This window comes from Agrococcus sp. BE272, assembly GCF_031457935.1.
Classification (GTDB): Bacteria; Actinomycetota; Actinomycetes; order Actinomycetales; family Microbacteriaceae; genus Agrococcus; species Agrococcus sediminis.
Window position 1 is genome coordinate 11899 of record NZ_JAVDXL010000004.1, and the last position, 15643, is coordinate 27541.

Annotated in this window: 14 protein-coding genes; 3 read left to right on the forward strand and 11 right to left on the reverse strand. The window is 74.2% G+C overall.

Annotation, left to right across the window (positions count from 1 at the left end; genetic code table 11):
• Positions 1-40: 40 nt before the first annotated feature.
• The 6 genes from chvE to J2X49_RS11900 form a co-directional block, all read right to left on the reverse strand.
• Positions 41-1162 carry a multiple monosaccharide ABC transporter substrate-binding protein gene (gene chvE, locus J2X49_RS11875; RefSeq protein ID WP_128188350.1) on the reverse strand — a complete coding sequence of 374 codons (1122 nt, stop codon included), beginning with the start codon at positions 1160-1162 and terminating at the stop codon, positions 41-43.
• A gap of 76 nt (positions 1163-1238) precedes the next feature.
• Entirely contained in the window at positions 1239-2759 is a 1521-nt protein-coding gene (gene araA / locus J2X49_RS11880) for an L-arabinose isomerase (RefSeq protein ID WP_310126585.1), read from the reverse strand.
• Positions 2756-3454 carry an L-ribulose-5-phosphate 4-epimerase gene (locus J2X49_RS11885; RefSeq protein ID WP_310126587.1) on the reverse strand — a complete coding sequence of 233 codons (699 nt, stop codon included), beginning with the start codon at positions 3452-3454 and terminating at the stop codon, positions 2756-2758. The genes araA and J2X49_RS11885 overlap by 4 nt, the downstream gene beginning before the upstream one ends.
• The gene (araB, locus tag J2X49_RS11890) at positions 3451-5190 is read right to left on the reverse strand and encodes a ribulokinase (RefSeq protein WP_128188352.1); all 1740 of its coding nucleotides are present in this window, start codon (positions 5188-5190) and stop codon (positions 3451-3453) included. Before araB ends, J2X49_RS11885 begins: the two co-directional genes overlap by 4 nt.
• A 169-nt stretch (positions 5191-5359) precedes the next feature.
• Positions 5360-6370, reverse strand: coding sequence for a substrate-binding domain-containing protein (locus J2X49_RS11895; RefSeq protein WP_310126590.1), 1011 nt, complete (start codon positions 6368-6370; stop codon positions 5360-5362).
• Positions 6371-6434: 64 nt separating this feature from the next.
• Complete coding sequence (locus J2X49_RS11900; RefSeq protein ID WP_310126592.1) at positions 6435-6878, reverse strand: SRPBCC family protein; 444 nt, start codon at positions 6876-6878, stop codon at positions 6435-6437.
• A gap of 86 nt (positions 6879-6964) precedes the next feature.
• On the opposite strand from J2X49_RS11900, the gene J2X49_RS11905 reads away from it, so the two are divergent.
• The gene (locus J2X49_RS11905) at positions 6965-8311 is read left to right on the forward strand and encodes an MFS transporter (protein ID WP_310126595.1); all 1347 of its coding nucleotides are present in this window, start codon (positions 6965-6967) and stop codon (positions 8309-8311) included.
• Between the two features lie 188 nt (positions 8312-8499).
• On the opposite strand, the gene galE is transcribed toward J2X49_RS11905, so the two are convergent.
• From galE to galT, 3 genes are read right to left on the reverse strand one after another with little or no spacing between them, the layout of a single operon-like run.
• Positions 8500-9471, reverse strand: coding sequence for a UDP-glucose 4-epimerase GalE (gene galE, locus J2X49_RS11910; protein ID WP_310126597.1), 972 nt, complete (start codon positions 9469-9471; stop codon positions 8500-8502).
• Positions 9468-10616, reverse strand: a complete 1149-nt coding sequence (galK, locus tag J2X49_RS11915; RefSeq protein WP_310126600.1) for a galactokinase — start codon at positions 10614-10616, stop codon at positions 9468-9470. Before galK ends, galE begins: the two co-directional genes overlap by 4 nt.
• Positions 10609-11778 carry a galactose-1-phosphate uridylyltransferase gene (gene galT, locus J2X49_RS11920; protein ID WP_310126603.1) on the reverse strand — a complete coding sequence of 390 codons (1170 nt, stop codon included), beginning with the start codon at positions 11776-11778 and terminating at the stop codon, positions 10609-10611. Before galT ends, galK begins: the two co-directional genes overlap by 8 nt.
• Positions 11779-11835: 57 nt before the next feature.
• Between galT and J2X49_RS11925 the strand changes: the two genes are divergently transcribed.
• Positions 11836-12660, forward strand: coding sequence for a DeoR/GlpR family DNA-binding transcription regulator (locus tag J2X49_RS11925; RefSeq protein WP_310126607.1), 825 nt, complete (start codon positions 11836-11838; stop codon positions 12658-12660).
• Here the strand turns inward: J2X49_RS11925 and J2X49_RS11930 are convergent.
• Both J2X49_RS11930 and J2X49_RS11935 read right to left on the reverse strand, forming a co-directional pair.
• Positions 12657-13814, reverse strand: a complete 1158-nt coding sequence (locus J2X49_RS11930) for a cystathionine gamma-synthase (protein ID WP_310126610.1) — start codon at positions 13812-13814, stop codon at positions 12657-12659. The two genes, J2X49_RS11925 and J2X49_RS11930, sit on opposite strands and share 4 nt — an antisense overlap.
• Before the next feature lie 2 nt (positions 13815-13816).
• Positions 13817-15187 carry a cystathionine beta-synthase gene (locus J2X49_RS11935; protein ID WP_310126613.1) on the reverse strand — a complete coding sequence of 457 codons (1371 nt, stop codon included), beginning with the start codon at positions 15185-15187 and terminating at the stop codon, positions 13817-13819.
• Between the two features lie 68 nt (positions 15188-15255).
• Here J2X49_RS11935 and J2X49_RS11940 point away from each other — a divergent pair, with 68 nt between their 5' ends.
• Positions 15256-15633 (forward strand): MGMT family protein, encoded by a 378-nt coding sequence (locus J2X49_RS11940; protein WP_310126616.1) that lies wholly within the window; start codon positions 15256-15258, stop codon positions 15631-15633.
• The last annotated feature ends 10 nt before the right edge of the window (positions 15634-15643 follow it).

Sequence of the window (15643 nt, forward strand, 5' to 3'; positions counted from 1 at the left end):
GGTGCGGGGCGGGGGCTCGTGCCCCCGCCCCAGACCGTTCCTAGAGGTCGCCCTCGTCGTAGTAGCCCGACTCGATGAGCACCTCTTCGTAGTTGTCGACCGTCACGATGGTCGACTCGAGGAGGTACGACGGCACGATGAGCTCGCCGTTGTCGTAGGTCTCCGTGTCGTTGACCTCAGGCTCCTCGCCGCTCAGCAGCGCGTCAACCATGGCCACGGCCTGCTCGGCGAGCAGTCGCGTGTCCTTGAAGATCGTCGAGTACTGCTCGCCGGCGATGATCGACTGCACCGAGCCGACCTCCGCGTCCTGGCCGGTGATGACCGGCAGGGCGTCGGTCGAGTAGCCGCCCGACGTGAGCGCCGAGATGATGCCGATCGACAGGCCGTCGTAGGGCGAGAGCACGCCGTCGAGGCGGGTGTCGCCGATGACGGTGAGGATGTTCTCCATGCGCTCCTGCGCAGTCTCGGGCAGCCAGCGGAGGATCGCCGCCTGCTCGAACTCGACCTGGCCGCTGGGCACCTCGAGCACGCCCTCGTCGATGAGCGGCTGCAGCGTGTCCATCGCGCCGTTCCAGAAGAACGTCGCGTTGTTGTCGTCGGGGCTGCCCGCGAAGAGCTCGATGTTGAACGGGCCCGCCTCGTCGGTGCGCTCGCCGCTCTCGTCGAGCACGCCGAGGCCGGTCAAGAGGCTCGTCGCCTGCTGCACGCCCACCTGGTAGTTGTCGAACGTCGTGTAGTAGTCGACGTTCGGGCTGCCGTTGATGAGGCGGTCGTAGGCGATGACGGGGATGCCGGCGTCGCCCGCCTGCGCGAGGACATCGGTCAGGGTCGTGCCGTCGATCGAGGCGATGATCAGGGCCTCGGCGCCCGAGGAGATCATGTTCTCGATCTGCGAGACCTGGGTCGGGATGTCGTCGTTCGCGTACTGCAGGTCGACCGTGTAGCCGAGCTCCTCGAGCTGCGACTGCACGTTCGCGCCGTCGGCGATCCAGCGCTCCGACTGCTGCGTCGGCATGGCGACGCCCACGATCTGGCCCTGGCCGCCGGTGTCGGCGCCGTCGCTCGCGGCGGGCTCTGCCGTGCCGCCACGGCCGCAGCCGGTGGCGAGGAGCGCGATGACTCCCGCTGCAGCGACAGCGCCGAGGATGCGGTGCTTCTTCACTGTGTTTCCTTTCCTGGGGTGCCGCGATGCGGCGGGGGTTGGTGCGGCCGGGAGGGCCGCGGCGAGGGGTCGGGCGTCAGCCCAGCCCCTGTGCGAGTCGGTGGTAGGCGGCGTTCCAGCGCACCTCGCGCTCGAAGCCCTCGGTCGTGGTGGCGTCGTCGATGGCGAGGAACTCGATGCCCGACTGGCGGGCGAGCTCGCGGAAGGCGTCGATGCCGACCTGGGTCGACATGACCGTGTGGTGGGCTGCGCCCGCGGTGAGCCAGGCGGTCGCCGACGTGGCGAGGTCGGGCGCAGGCCGCCAGACGGCGTGCCCGACGGGGAGCTTCGGCATCGGCTCGGGCAGCGCCACGTTCTCGACGGCGTTCGCGGTCATGCGGAAGCGCTCGCGCATGTCGCTGAGCGCCACCACGACCGCGGGGCCCGGGTCGGCCGTGAAGACCAGGCGGACGGGGTCATCCTTGCCGCCGATGCCGAGCGGGTGCACCTCGAGCCGGGGGCGGGAGGTCGTGAGCGACGGGCTCACCTCGAGCATGTGCGCGCCGAGGATGACCTCCTCGCCCTCGACCAGGTGGTACGTGTAGTCCTCCATGAGGCTCGCGCCGCCGGGCAGCCCGGCGCCCATGTGGGCGGCGGCGTGCACGAGGATCGCGGTCTTCCAGTCGCCCTCGGCGCCGAAGCCGTAGCCGTCGGCCATGAGCCGCTGCACCGCGAGGCCCGGCAGCTGCGGCAGCGACCCGAGATCCTCGAAGCTCGTGGTGAAGGCGCCGAAGCCTCCCTCCTCGAGGAAGCCGCGCAGGCCCGCCTCGATGCGCGCGCCGTCGACGAGCGACGCGTGGCGGTCGCCGCCGGGGAGCAGCTCGGGGGCGATGTCGTAGCTCGCGACGTACTCGTCGACGAGCGCGGCGACCGCCGCCTCGTCGGCCGCCGCCACCGCATCCGCCAGCTCGGTCACGCCCCACGTGTTGATCTGGGTGCCGAGGCGGATCTCGGCCTCGGTCTTGTCGCCCTCGGTGACGGCCACGAAGCGCATGTTGTCGCCGAACCGCGCGACCTTGAGCGACCGCAGCGCCGCGGTGCCGAGCGCGGCGCGCGACCACGTGCCGACCTGCGCGCGGACGCGCGGGGCGGATGCGTGACCGACGACGATCGTGCGGGGCACGCCGAGGCGCGCGGCGAGGTAGCCGAACTCGCGGTCGCCGTGCGCGGCCTGGTTGAGGTTCATGAAGTCGAAGTCGATCTCGCTCCACGGCAGGGCGACGTTGTGCTGCGTGTGCAGGTGCAGCATCGGCTTCGCGAGCGCCTCGAGACCCGCGATCCACATCTTGGCGGGGCTGAAGGTGTGCATCCACGCGATCACGCCGACCACGTCGTCGTCGGCGTTGGCCTCGAGCGCGGCGCGGCGGATGGCGTCGGCCGAGGTGAGCACGGGGCGCCACTCGATCGTGACGGGGATGTCTGCCGCCGCCGACAGCAGCGCGGCGACCTCGCGCGACTGCGACGCCACCTGCGCGAGCGTCTCCTCGCCGTAGAGGCCCTGGCTGCCGGTGAGGAACCAGACGACCTTCGACGCGGGATCGGGGATGATGCTCGTCACTGGTGGTCCTCCTGCGTGGCCTGCTGGCCGTAGACGTGCTGGTAGCGGTCGAAGAGCGCATCGATCGCGGCGGGGTCGATGGGGATCGTGGCGCCGCCGGCGCGGGCGATGTGCATGGTGCGCGCGACGTCCTCGCACATGACGGCCGCCTTGACGGCGTCGCGCGCGTCGCGGCCGATGGTGAAGGGGCCGTGGTTCTGCATGAGCACGGCGCGCGAGCGGTGCCCGGCGAGCGTCTCGACGATGCCGCGGCCGATCGAGTCGTCGCCGATGATCGCGAACGGGCCGATCGGGATCTCGCCGCCGAACTCGTCGGCCATCGCGGTGATGTGGCACGGGATCGCCTCGCCGCGCGCCGCCCATGCGGTCGCGTAGGTCGAGTGCGTGTGCACGACGCCGCCCACCTCGGGCATGTGGCGGTAGACGTGCGCGTGGGCGGCGGTGTCGCTCGACGGCGAGCGCTCGGAGCCCTGGGAGCCGGGCACGACGCGGCCGTCGAGGTCGCACAGGATCATCGACTCGGGGGTGAGGTCGTCGTAGGAGACGCCGGAGGGCTTGATGACGAAGAGCTCCTCGCCGGGCACGCGGCCCGAGACGTTGCCGCCCGTCCAGACCACGAGGCCGTAGCGGACGAGCTCGCCGTGGAGCGCCGCGACCTCCTCGCGGACGGCGCGGATCGCGGCGTCGCGGCTCATGCGGGCACCTCGGCGGCCGGCTGCTGGGCACCCGCGAGCGCCTGGCGGCGGATGGCCTTGAGGCGCCGCATGACGTCGCTGCCGCCGCGGCCGAAGAGGTCGTGCAGCTCTCGGTACTCGCGGTAGAGGGCGTCGTACGGCTCGGCGTCGGGACCGGGCACGTACGCGTCGTGCACGACGTTGCCCATCGCCTCACCGGCCGCGACGGTGTCGGGGTAGGCGCCGGCCGCGACCGCGGCGTGGATCGCCGAGCCGAGCGCCGGGCCCTGCTCGCTGCCGATCACCGAGATCGGCATGCCGAGCACGTCGGCGTAGGTCTGCATCAGGTGGCGGTTGCGCAGCAGCCCGCCGGCGGCGAAGAAGCGCTGCACGGGCACGCCGGCCCCCGCGAACGCCTCGACGATCACGCGCGTGCCGAAGGCGGTGGCCTCCACGAGCGCGCGGTAGACCTGCTCGGCGCGGGTCGCGATCGTGGTGCCCACGAGCAGCCCGGAGAGGTTGGCGTCGACGAGCACCGAGCGGTTGCCGTTGTGCCAGTCGAGCGCGATGAGCCCGTGCGCGCCGACCGGCTCGGCCCACGCGAGCTCGGTGAGGTGCTCGTGCACGCTCCGCCCCGCTGCGCGTGCGGCGTCGTGGATCGCGGGCGGCACCTGGTTGGCGACGTACCAGGCGAGGATGTCGCCGACGCCCGACTGGCCCGCCTCGTAGCCCCACTGGCCGGCGACGATGCCGCCGTCGACGACGCCGCACATGCCGGGCACCTCGGTGAGCGTCTCGCTCGACATGACGTGGCACGTGCTCGTGCCCATGATCGCGAGCATGTCGCCGGGTGCCGTCGCCTTCGCGGCGGGCGCGGTGACGTGCGCGTCGACGTTGCCCACCGCGACGGCGATGCCGGCGGGCAGGCCCATGAGCGCGGCGGCGGCGTCGGTGAGCGTGCCCGCGCGCTCGCCGAGCTGCCCGATGTGCGCATCGAGCTTGCGCTCGAAGTCGGCGAAGCCGGGGTTGAGCGCGGCGAGGTAGTCGCGGCTCGGGTAGGCGCCGTCCTGCAGGATGCCCTTGTAGCCCGCGGTGCACGCGTTGCGCACGTAGTCGCCGGTGAGCTGCCAGACGATCCAGTCGGCCGCCTCGACCCAGTGGTCGATGCGGGCGTAGACCTCCGGGTCCTCCTCCAGGATCTGCAGCGCCTTGGCGAACTCCCACTCGCTCGAGATGGCGCCGCCGTAGCGCGCGAGCCACGGCTCCCCGCGCTCCTCGGCGAGGGCGTTGATGCGGTCGGCCTGGGCCTGCGCGGCGTGGTGCTTCCAGAGCTTCGGGTAGGCGTGCGGCCGGCCGGCGAGGCCGTCGACGCGGCACAGCGGCGTGCCGTCGGCCGTGACGGGCATGGGAGTGGATGCGGTGAAGTCGGTGCCGACGCCGATCACGGTCGCGGGGTCGATGCCGGATGCGTGGAGCGCGGCCGGGACGGCGCGGCGCAGCACCTCGAGCCAGTCGTTGGGCTCCTGCAGCGCCCACTCCGGCGGCAGGCGGTCGCCGGTCGCCGGGAGCCGGTCGTCGATGACGGCGTTGGCGTACTCGTGCACCGCGGTGCCGAGCTCGGCGCCGTCGGCGACGCGGACGACGATCGCCCGCCCGCTCAGCGTGCCGAAGTCGATGCCGATGACGTGCTGATCGCCTGCGGCGGCGGCCGCGGGGATGCCCGCCGGGCTGCTCGAGGTCTCGCTCGCTGCGCTCATTCGCTGACTCCGTCGTCGTGGCTTCGGGCTGCGCTCGCGACGGCTGCCACGGTGCAGTGACGCCACTGTATGCGAAACGGTCACAATTCGCTACGTCGTGATCGAATCGTGACCTTTCGGGCACGGGGATGCCGCCGGCGCGACGGCACGCGGCAGCAGCGGCGTGCGGTCAGGCCGCGGGCGCGGCGGTCGAGCCGCGCTCGATGAGCACCGGCGGGATGCGCAGGTGCACGAGGCCGGCGCGGCCGGCGAGGTCGTCGAGCAGCACCCGCATCGCGGCCGTGCCGACCTGCTCGAACTCCTGCCGCACGGTCGTGAGCGCCGTCGGGTAGTGCGCCGCCTCCGGCACGTCGTCGAAGCCGACGATCGACACGTCGCCCGGCACCGAGAGCCCCGCGTCGCGGCACGCGTGCATGAGGCCGAGGGCCATCTGGTCGTTCGCGACGACAACCGCCCGCGCGCCGTCGGCGAGCATCCGCCGCCCGATCGCGTAGCCCGAGTCGGCGCTCCAGTCGCCCACCATGGTGCCCTCGCTCGCGAGCCCCAGCTCGCCCGTGCGCTCCGCGAAGCCGCGGGCGCGCGCGCCGGCGTCGATCGAGCCGTCGGGGCCGCGCAGGTGCCACAGCCGGCGGTGCCCGAGTCCGGCGAGGTGCTCGACCGCGAGCCGCGCCCCGACCCGCTGGTCGATGGCGACGCTGTGCCCGAACGCGAGCCCGGTCGGCTCGAGCGTGACGTACGGCACGCCCACCGACAGCTGCGCGAGCGCCTCGAGCATCGACGTCTCAGCGACGCTCACCACGAGCGCGTCGACGCTCGTCTCGCGCAGGAAGCGCAGGCCCGCCGCGAGGTCGTCGACGCTCGTCGACGCCGCGTTCGTCAGCACGATGCGGTAGCCGGCGTCCCGGGCGGCGGTCTCGATGGCGATCGCCTGCGTCTGCGGGCCGTAGTCGGTGGTCGGGAGCGTCAGCAGGCCGATGGTGCGCGAGCTGCGCCGCACGAGCGCGCGCGCCGCGGCGTTCGGGCGGAAGCCGAGCTCGACGATGGCCGCCTCGACCTTCGCGAGCGTCTCCGGCCGCACGTTCGGGTGGCCGTTGAGGGCTCGCGAGACGGTCTGGTAGCTCACGCCCGCGCGCGCCGCGACGTCGCGGATGTTCGGCCGCCGCACTGCGCCCTCCGCCATCTCGCCTCCGCCCCTCGGGCTGCCCTGTCATCACAGCATCCCACGGCGTGACCGTTTCGCGGGGTCAGTCGAGCAGCTCCTCCAGGCGCGTGAGCGTGTCCTGCCAGCCGTCGCGCAGGTCGTCGACCTCGTCGAGCGCCGCGGTCTGCGTGACGCGGATGTGCGTGCCGTCGCCGGTCTCGGCGAAGTCGACCACCACGAGCTGCTCGAAGCGCTCCCCCTGCTCGGCGCCGCCGAGCCAGTCCCAGCTCTGCACGATCCGCTTGCCCTCGTCGAGCTGCAGGTAGCGGCCCTGCACGCCGAAGCCGCCGGTCGACGTGCGGATGCGGTACCAGCCGCCCTCCTGCGCGTCGACCTCGTAGCGGGTGTCGTCGAACATCGGCCACCACCACTGCTCGAGGCCGGCGGCCGTCGTGAAGAGCTCCCACACCGCATCCGTCGACGCCGTCACGAAGGCGTCGACCTCGACCGTCTCGGCATCGGCGGGGATCTCGGGGGTGTCGGTCATGCGCCCACGGTATCCGCGCGGGATGCGCCCCGCACTATCGTGGACGCGTTCGGCGCCGCCGCTGCGCCACCGACGAGAGGCCCCGCATGACCGCCCTCCCGCCAGCCGACGGCGCCACCCGCTCCGAGCGGCTCGACCGCCTGCCCTTCACCCGCCGGCACGGACGCCTGCTCGGCACCTCCGGCATCGGCTGGGCGCTCGACGCCATGGACGTCGGCCTCGTCTCGTTCGTCATCGCCGCGCTCGCGCAGCAGTGGAGCCTCGACCGCACCGAGACGAGCTGGATCGCGTCGATCGGGTTCGTCGGCATGGCGATCGGCGCGACCGTCGGCGGCCTGCTCGCCGACCGCATCGGCCGCCGCAGCGTCTTCGCGCTCACGCTCCTCGTCTACGGGCTCGCGACCGGCGCCTCGGCGCTCGTCGGCTCGCTCGCGGCGCTGCTGGCGCTGCGCTTCGTGGTGGGGCTCGGGCTCGGCGGCGAGCTGCCCGTCGCGTCGACGCTCGTGAGCGAGTTCGCGCCCCGGCGCATCCGCGGCCGCGTGGTCGTGTGGCTCGAGGCGTTCTGGGCGGTCGGCTGGATCGCGGCCGCCGTGATCGGCACCTTCGTCATCGGCGCCTCCGACGACGGCTGGCGCTGGGGCCTCGCGATCGGCATGGCGCCGGCGCTCTTCTCGGCCGTGGTGCGCTTCGGCATGCCCGAGTCGGTGCGCTACCTCGAGTCGAAGGGCCGCGTCGCGGAGGCCGAGCGCACCGTGCGTCGCTTCGAGGAGGCCGCGGGCGTGCCCGCGCCGGCGTCGCCGGCAGCCGAGCCGGTGGCGGATGCGCCCGCGGGCGCGGTGGCCGAGTCCTCGGTGTCGATCTGGTCGTCGGCGCTCCGCCGCCGCACGATCGCCCTCTGGATCGTCTGGTTCGGCATCAACTTCTCGTACTACGGGGCGTTCATCTGGATCCCGTCGCTGCTCGTCGAGCAGGGCTTCTCGCTCGTGCGCTCCTTCGAGTTCACGCTCATCATCACGGTGGCGCAGCTGCCGGGCTACGCGGCCGCCGCGTTCCTCATCGAGAAGTGGGGCCGCCGCCCGACGCTCACCGTCTTCCTCATCGGCTCGGCGCTCGCCGCCGCCTGGTACGGCACGGCGTCGACCGAGGCGATGATCATCGCGGCGGGCTGCACGCTCTCGTTCTTCAACCTGGGCGCGTGGGGCGCGCTCTACGCGATCGGGCCGGAGCTGTACCCGACGAACGTGCGGGGCACGGGCACGGGCGCGGCCGCCGGCTTCGGGCGCATAGCGTCGATCCTCGCGCCGCTCGCGGTGCCGCTGCTGCTGGGCGCCGGCGGCTCGATGCTGCTGTTCGGCGTCTTCGCCGCGGCGTTCGCGATCGCCGCGGTCGCCGCGTGGACGCTGCCCGAGCAGCGCGGCAAGGCGCTCGAGTAGCCACGGGGCGCCTCCCGCCCCCGTCTGCCCCTCGGTCCGCCACCCGGCCCCGGCACAACGCAAGCCCGCGCGGCGAATGCAGCGGCGGACCCGCCACTCCCGCCCGATCGGCCGCGGAAGCGCGCGCCGCGGCTTGCGTTGTGCCAGCGACCCGGGCGAGCTGAGAGGGGCGGGGCGGGTGCTGCGGCTCAGCCCGAGCGGGCCGACCGCACGGCCGACGCCACCATCGCGTCGAGCGAGTGCCGCATGCGCCAGTCGAGGTCGCGCGCCGCGAGCGCGCCGTCAGCGACGATGCGCGCGGGGTCGCCGGGCCGTCGCGCGGTGACGCGGGGCTCGACGTCGACGCCGGCGGCTCGGCCGATCGCGGCGAGCACCTCGCGCACCGAGGCGCCGTCGCCGCTGCCGAGGTTGTAGACCGGCTCGAGCGGCTCGCCGCGCTCCATGCGCTCGGCGGCGGCGACGTGCGCGAGGGCGACGTCGCCGACGTGCACCCAGTCGCGCACGCACGTGCCGTCGGGCGTCGGGTAGTCGTCGCCGTTGATCTGCGGCGCCTCGCCGCGCGCGAGCGCGTCGAGCACCTTCGGCACGAGGTTGTGCGGGCTCGTGTCGCGGATGCGGTCGGTCGCCGAGCCGATGACGTTGAAGTAGCGCAGGGCCACGGCCTGCATCGTCGAGCCCTCGAGCTCGGCGCGGCGGCGCTCGTCGGCGAGCAGCAGCTCGCCCGCGAGCTTCGTCTCGCCGTACGGCGACTCGGGCGCGGGCGGCGTGACCTCGGTGACGCGGTCGACGTCGGGCGTGCCGTAGACGCCGGCGCTCGAGGAGAAGACGATGCGGTGCACGCCGTGCGCGCGCATCGCCTCGAGCAGCTCGATCGTGCCGCTGACGTTCTGCCGCCAGGTGTGGAGCGGCCGGCGCACCGACTCGCCCGCGTACTTGTAGCCGGCGAGGTGCACGACGCCGTCGACGCCCGCGAGCGCCGCGTCGAGGTCGCCGCGGTCGAGGATCGAGCCGACGACGAGCCGCGCGCCGGCCGGCGCGAAGCCGCGCCGGCCGCTCGAGAGGTCGTCGAGCACCGTCACCTCGCGACCGCTCGCGAGCAGCGCCTCGGCGACGTGGGCGCCGATGTACCCGGCGCCGCCGGTGACGAGCCAGTGCGTCATGCGTCCCTCCTCGCCCCGTCGGAGGGGTGCACGGTGAAGACGATGGGCCGGGCGTGGCCCGCGGCCTCGACGGCGTCCGCCGTGCTCGCGGCGATGCGCGCCGTCTCGGCGCGGTCGACGAGCGCGATCGCGGCGCCGCCGAAGCCGCCGCCGGTGAGCCTCGCGCCGAGAGCGCCGGCGGCGACGGCCGCGTCGACGGCCGCGTCGATCGCGGGCACGGAGTCCTCGAAGTCGTCGCGCTGGGAGGCGTGCCCCTCGGTGAGCACGGGGCCGATCTCGCGCGGCCGCCCGGCGCGCACGAGGTCGGCGACGCGGCGGGCGCGATCGGTGTCGGTGACGATGTGCTTGAGCCGCCGGTGCACGTGCGCGGGCATGCGGCCGGCCCACCGCTCGATGTCGTCGACGGCGATCTCGCGCAGCGTCGGCACGCCGGCGATGCGGGCGGCCTCCTCGCACTCGCGGCGGCGCTCGCCGTAGCCGCCGGTGGCGTGGTCGTGGCGCACGAGGGAGTCGATCACGAGGATCTCGAGCCCGGCCGCCTCGAAGCCGAGCGGCACCTGCTCGGCGGTGCCGTCGCGGAAGTCGAGCAGCACCGCGTGGTCGCGCTGCGCGAGCAGCACGGCCGACTGGTCGAGCGTGCCCGTGGGAGCTCCGACCACCTCGTTCTCGACCAGCTGCCCGAGCCGCACCATCTCGCGGCGGTCGAGGCCGAGGCCCCACAGCTCGTCGAGCGCGACGATCGTCGCCGACTCGAGCGCGGCCGACGACGAGACCCCGACGCCCACCGGCACGGTGCTCGACACGAGCGCCTCGAAGCCGCGGCCCGGCACGCCGAGCTCTCGGCGCAGCACGTGCGCCGCGCCGAGCACGTAGCGGCTCCAGCCGGTCGAGGCGTGCGCGGTCTCGAGCGTCGACTCGATCACGCCCGGCACGACGCCGCGGTCGACGAAGTCGGTCGCGACGCGGATGCGGTCGTCGTCGCGCAGCCGCACGGCCACGCTCGTGCGGCGGTCGATCGCGAACGGCAGCGCGAGCCCGCCGTTGTAGTCGGTGTGCTCGCCGATGAGGTTGACGCGGCCCGGCGCCGACCAGATGCCGTCGGGGCCCGCGGTGCCGCCGAAGACCGCCTGCAGCTCGTCACGCATCCGTCGTCTCCTCCTGCGTGCGCGCGAGCGGCTCCACCGGGTGCTGCTCGTCGGCACGCGCGATCGCGTCGCGCAGCCGAGCCGCGCCGTCCTCCGGGCTGATGTCGCCCACCCACGCGCCCATCGCCGCCTCGCTGCCGGCGAGGAACTTGAGCTTGTCGGCCGCCCGGCGCGGGCTCGTCACGTGCCAGTGCAGCCGCACGTCGTCGCGGTGCTCGTGGACCGGCGCCTGCACCCAGGCGGCGATGTAGGGCAGCGGGGCGTCGTAGAGCGCGTCGAGGCCGCGCGCGATGCGCAGCGTGAGCGTCGCGAGCTCGTCGCGCTCCGCGTCGGTGGTGGCGGCGAGGTCGGGCACGTGGCGGTGCGCCATGAGCTGCACCTCGACCGGCCAGCGTGCCGCGAAGGGCACGAAGGCGGTGAAGCGCTCGCCGGCGATGAGCACGCGCGGCCCCTCGCGCTCGGCGTCGAGCAGCTCGGCGAAGAGGTCGGGCCCGTGCGCGTCGACGGCGGCGCAGATGCGGCGGATGCGCGGGGGCACGAAGGGGTAGGCGTAGACCTGGCCGTGCGGGTGCGGCAGCGTCACCCCGATCTCGACGCCGCGGTTCTCGAACGGGAAGACGTGCTCGACGCCCGGCACGGCGCTGAGCGCGGCGGTGCGCGACGCCCACGCCTCGACGACCGTGCGGGCGCGGAGCGTCGGCTGGGTGCCGAACGAGCCCGCGTGGTCGGGGCTGAAGCTCACGACCTCGCAGCGGCCGACGGCGGGGCGGGTCGCGCCGATCGCGATGTGCGCCCCCCGCTCGCCCGCCGCGGGCGCGGAGGCGCCGGGGAGGTCGGATGCGGTGCCGGGCCCGAACGAGGGCGACCGGTTCTCGAAGACGGCGACGTCGTAGTCGTCGGGGATCTCGCTCGGGTTGCCGGGCGACTGCGGCGCGAGCGGGTCGGCGTCGGCGGGCGGCAGGTGCACGCGTCCCTGCCGGGCGGTGGCGACGGTGATCCAGTCGCCGGCGAGCGCGTCGTACCGCATCGTCGGCGTCACGGGGCGGGGGTCGAGCGCGCGCACGTCGAGCCGGCGCTCGCGGGTCGGCGTGCCGGGGTCGTCGAAGTAGACGATCTCGCGCCCGTCGGCGAGGCGCGCGCTGGTCTGTCGGATGCCGGTCACGCCTCGATCATGCCCGAACGCGTGCGCTCATGCGCGCTCCTGTGCGAAAGTGTTCGCATGGTCGAAGAACGCACACCCCGGCGGGTGCACGGAGAGCGGCCCGAGTCCGGACCGCTCGAGGCCGGACTGCTCGACGTCGAGCGGCGCGAGCGCATCCTCGCCCACCTGGCCGGCGCCGGCACCGCCCGCGTCGCCGACCTCGCCTCGGCGCTCGGCGTCTCGCCCATGACCGTGCGGCGCGACGCCGACCGCCTCGAGGCCGACGGCCGCATCGAGCGCGTGCGCGGCGGCGTGCGGCTGCGCAGGCCGCCGGTGACCGACGAGCCCGCGCCGCTCGCCAAGGCGGCGCTCCACCGCGACGAGAAGCAGCGCATCGCTCAGGCGGCGCTCGCGCTCGTGCGGCCCGGCACCGCGATCGGCATCGGCGGCGGCACGACCGCGCTCGCCCTCGCGCGGCTCGCCGCCGCGGTGCCCGGCGTCACGATCGTCACCAACTCGCTGCCCGTCGCGCTCGCGCTGCCCGACCGCGACGGCGTCGTGCTCACCGGCGGCGAGCGCACCCGCTCCGACGCGCTCGTCGGCCCGGTCGCCAACCGCGCCGCGGCGATGATCGGGCTCGACGCGCTCTTCCTCGGCGCGCACGGCATCGACGCCGAGCGGGGCTGCACCTCCCCCACCCTCGCCGAGGCCGAGACCAACCGCGCCCTCATGGCCGCCGCCCGCACGACGGTCGCGCTCGTCGACGCCTCGAAGTGGGGCGTGCAGGCGCTCGCGTCGTTCGCGGCCCTCGACGAGCTCGACGTGCTCGTCACCGACCGTGCCGTGCCCGAGGCATCCGCCCGCGCCGCCCGCCGCGCGGTCGGCCGCCTGATCGTCGCCTAGAGGCGCCCGAGCGCCTGCTGCAGGTCGGCGATCAGGTCGTCGGCCTCCTCGAGGCCCACCGAGAGCCGCAGGAGGTCGGCCGGCACCTCGAGCTCGGTGCCCCGCACCGACGCGTGCGTCATCTCGGAGGGGTAGCAGACGAGCGACTCGACGCCGCCGAGCGACTCCGCGAGCTGGAACAGCCGCGTGTGCCGCACGAGCTCGAGCGCCGCTTGCGCGCCGCCTGCGAGCTGCAGCGACACCATGCCGCCGAAGCCGCGCATCTGCCGCGCCGCGAGCGCGTGCTGCGGGTGGTCGGGCAGGCCCGGGTAGTGCACGGCCGAGACCGCCGGGTGGCCGACGAGCGACTCGGCGACGGCCTGCGCGTTGGTGCAGTGCCGCTCGACGCGCACCGCGAGCGTCTTGAGCGACCGCGAGGTGAGCCACGCGTCGAAGGGGCTGTTGACCGCGCCGACCGCGAACTGCTGGAAGCCGATGCGCTCGGCCAGCTCGGCGTCGCCTGTGATCGCGGCGCCGCCGACGAGGTCGGAGTGGCCGCCGATGTACTTCGTCGTCGAGTGCACGACGACGTCGGCGCCGAGCCCGAGCGGCTGCTGCAGGTAGGGCGTGGCGAACGTGTTGTCGGCGACGACGAGCGCGCCCGCGTCGTGGCCGAGCTCGGCGAGCGCCGGGAGGTCGGCCACCTTCATGAGTGGGTTCGACGGCGTCTCGACCCACAGCATCCGCGTGCTGGGCCGCATCGCGGCGCGCACCGCGTCGAGGTCGGAGGCGTCGGCGGTCGACAGCTCGATGCCCCAGCGCTCCCAGATCTTCGACACGAGCCGGTGGGTGCCGCCGTAGACGTCGTTGCCCATGAGCACGTGGTCGCCGGGCTGCAGGGCGGCGCGCAGCACCGCGTCCTCGGCGGCGAGGCCGGAGCCGAACGCGAAGGCGTGCGTGCCGCCCTCGAGGCTCGCGAGCTGCAGCTGCAGCGCGTCGCGGCTGGGGTTGCCGCCGCGCGAGTACTCGTAGCCGTCGCGGAACCCGCCCACGCCGTCCTGCACGAACGTCGAGGTCATGAAGATGGGCGGGATGACCGCGCCGGTGCGCGGGTCGAAGTCCTGCCCGTCGTGGATGGCCCGGGTCGAGAACCCGTCGGACGTCGATGCGGTCATCGTCATGCCTCCTTCGCGAGGTGGGTCAGCAGGTCGGTGCGCGTGACGACGCCCACCGGCTTCGCCCGGTCGAGCACGAGCAGCGCGTCGGCCTCCCGCAGGGCCGAGCGCAGCGCATCCACCGACTCCGTGATGCCGATGTGCGGCAGGCGAGGGCCGAGGTGCTGCGCGACGGTGTCGGCGAGCTCGGCGCGGTCGGCGAAGACGGCGTCGAGCAGCGAGCGCTCGTCGACCGAGCCCGCGACCTCGCCGACCACGACGGGCGGCTCGGCGGTGAGCACCGGCAGCTGGCTCACGCCGTACTCGCGCATGATCTCGATCGCGTCGTGCACGGTGTCGGCGGGGTGCGCGTGCACGAGGTCGGGCACGCCGCCCGCCTTGCCGGTGAGCACGTCGCCCACCGTCGTGCCGGCCTCGGGCGCCGCGAAGCCGTAGGAGCGCATCCAGGCATCGGAGTAGACCTTCTGCAGGTAGCCGCGGCCGGAGTCGGGCAGCAGCACGACGACGACGGCGTCGGCGGGCAGCTCGCGGGCGACGCGCAGCGCGGCGACGACCGCCATGCCGCTCGAGCCGCCGACGAGCAGGCCCTCCTCGCGGGCGAGCCTGCGGGTCATCGCGAACGACTCGGCGTCGTTCACCGCGAGCACCCGGTCGACGACGCTCGGGTCGTAGTTGCCGGGCCACATGTCCTCGCCGACGCCCTCGACGAGGTACGGCCGGCCGGTGCCGCCGGAGTAGATCGAGCCCTCCGGGTCGGCCCCGATGACCTCGACGCGGCCCTCGGAGGCCCGCTTGAGGTACCGGGCGGTGCCGGTGATCGTGCCGCCGGTGCCGACGCCCGCGACGAAGTGCGTGATGCGGCCGTCGGTGTCGCGCCAGATCTCGGGCCCGGTCGACGCCTCGTGGGCGGCGGGCGCCGCCGGGTTGAAGAACTGGTTGGGCTGGTAGGCGCCCTCGATCTCGTCGGTCAGGCGGTTCGCGACGCCGTAGTAGGACTCCGGGCTGTCGGGCGCGACGGCGGTGGGCGTCACGACGACCTCGGCGCCGTAGGCGCGCAGCGTCGCGCGCTTGTCCTCGGAGACCTTGTCGGGGCAGACGAAGACGCAGCGGTAGCCCTTCTGCTGCGCGACGAGCGCGAGCCCCACGCCGGTGTTGCCGCTCGTCGGCTCGACGATCGTGCCGCCGGGGCCGATGAGCCCCCGGCGCTCGGCGTCCTCGATCATCGCGAGCGCGATGCGGTCCTTCACCGACCCGCCCGGGTTGAGGAACTCGACCTTCGCGAGCACCGTCGCCGCGACGCCCTCGGTGACCTTCGAGAGCCTCACGAGCGGCGTGTCGCCGATCGTCTCGAGGATCGACTCCGCGTAGCGCATGCTGCCTCCTGCCTGACGCTCGAGCCTACCGTCGAGCGGGCGGGCGCCCGGTGGGCGAGGATGGGTCGGTGGACGCCAGACGGGAGCTCGTGATCGAGCGCGTGCTGCGCTGCGTCGAGCTCGTGCCGCCCGGCCGCGTCGCCTCGTACGGCGCCGTCGCCCGCATCTGCGGCATCGGTCCGCGGCAGGTCGGCTCGATCCTCCGCCACTACAGCGACGGCCTGCCGTGGTGGCGCATCACGAGCCACGCCGGTGACTTCGGCGGCGACCTGCTGCAGCGCGCGCTCCCCCACTGGCGCGAGGAGGGCATCCGCGTGAAGCCGAACGGGCTCGGCTGCCGCTACAGCGACTACGCGGCCGACATGGAGGAGCTCGAGCGGCGGTGGCGCGAGGCGACCGCCGACCTGCCGGGCCTCGACGAGGTCGACGGCGACGCATCCGCCTGACGTCGCCGGC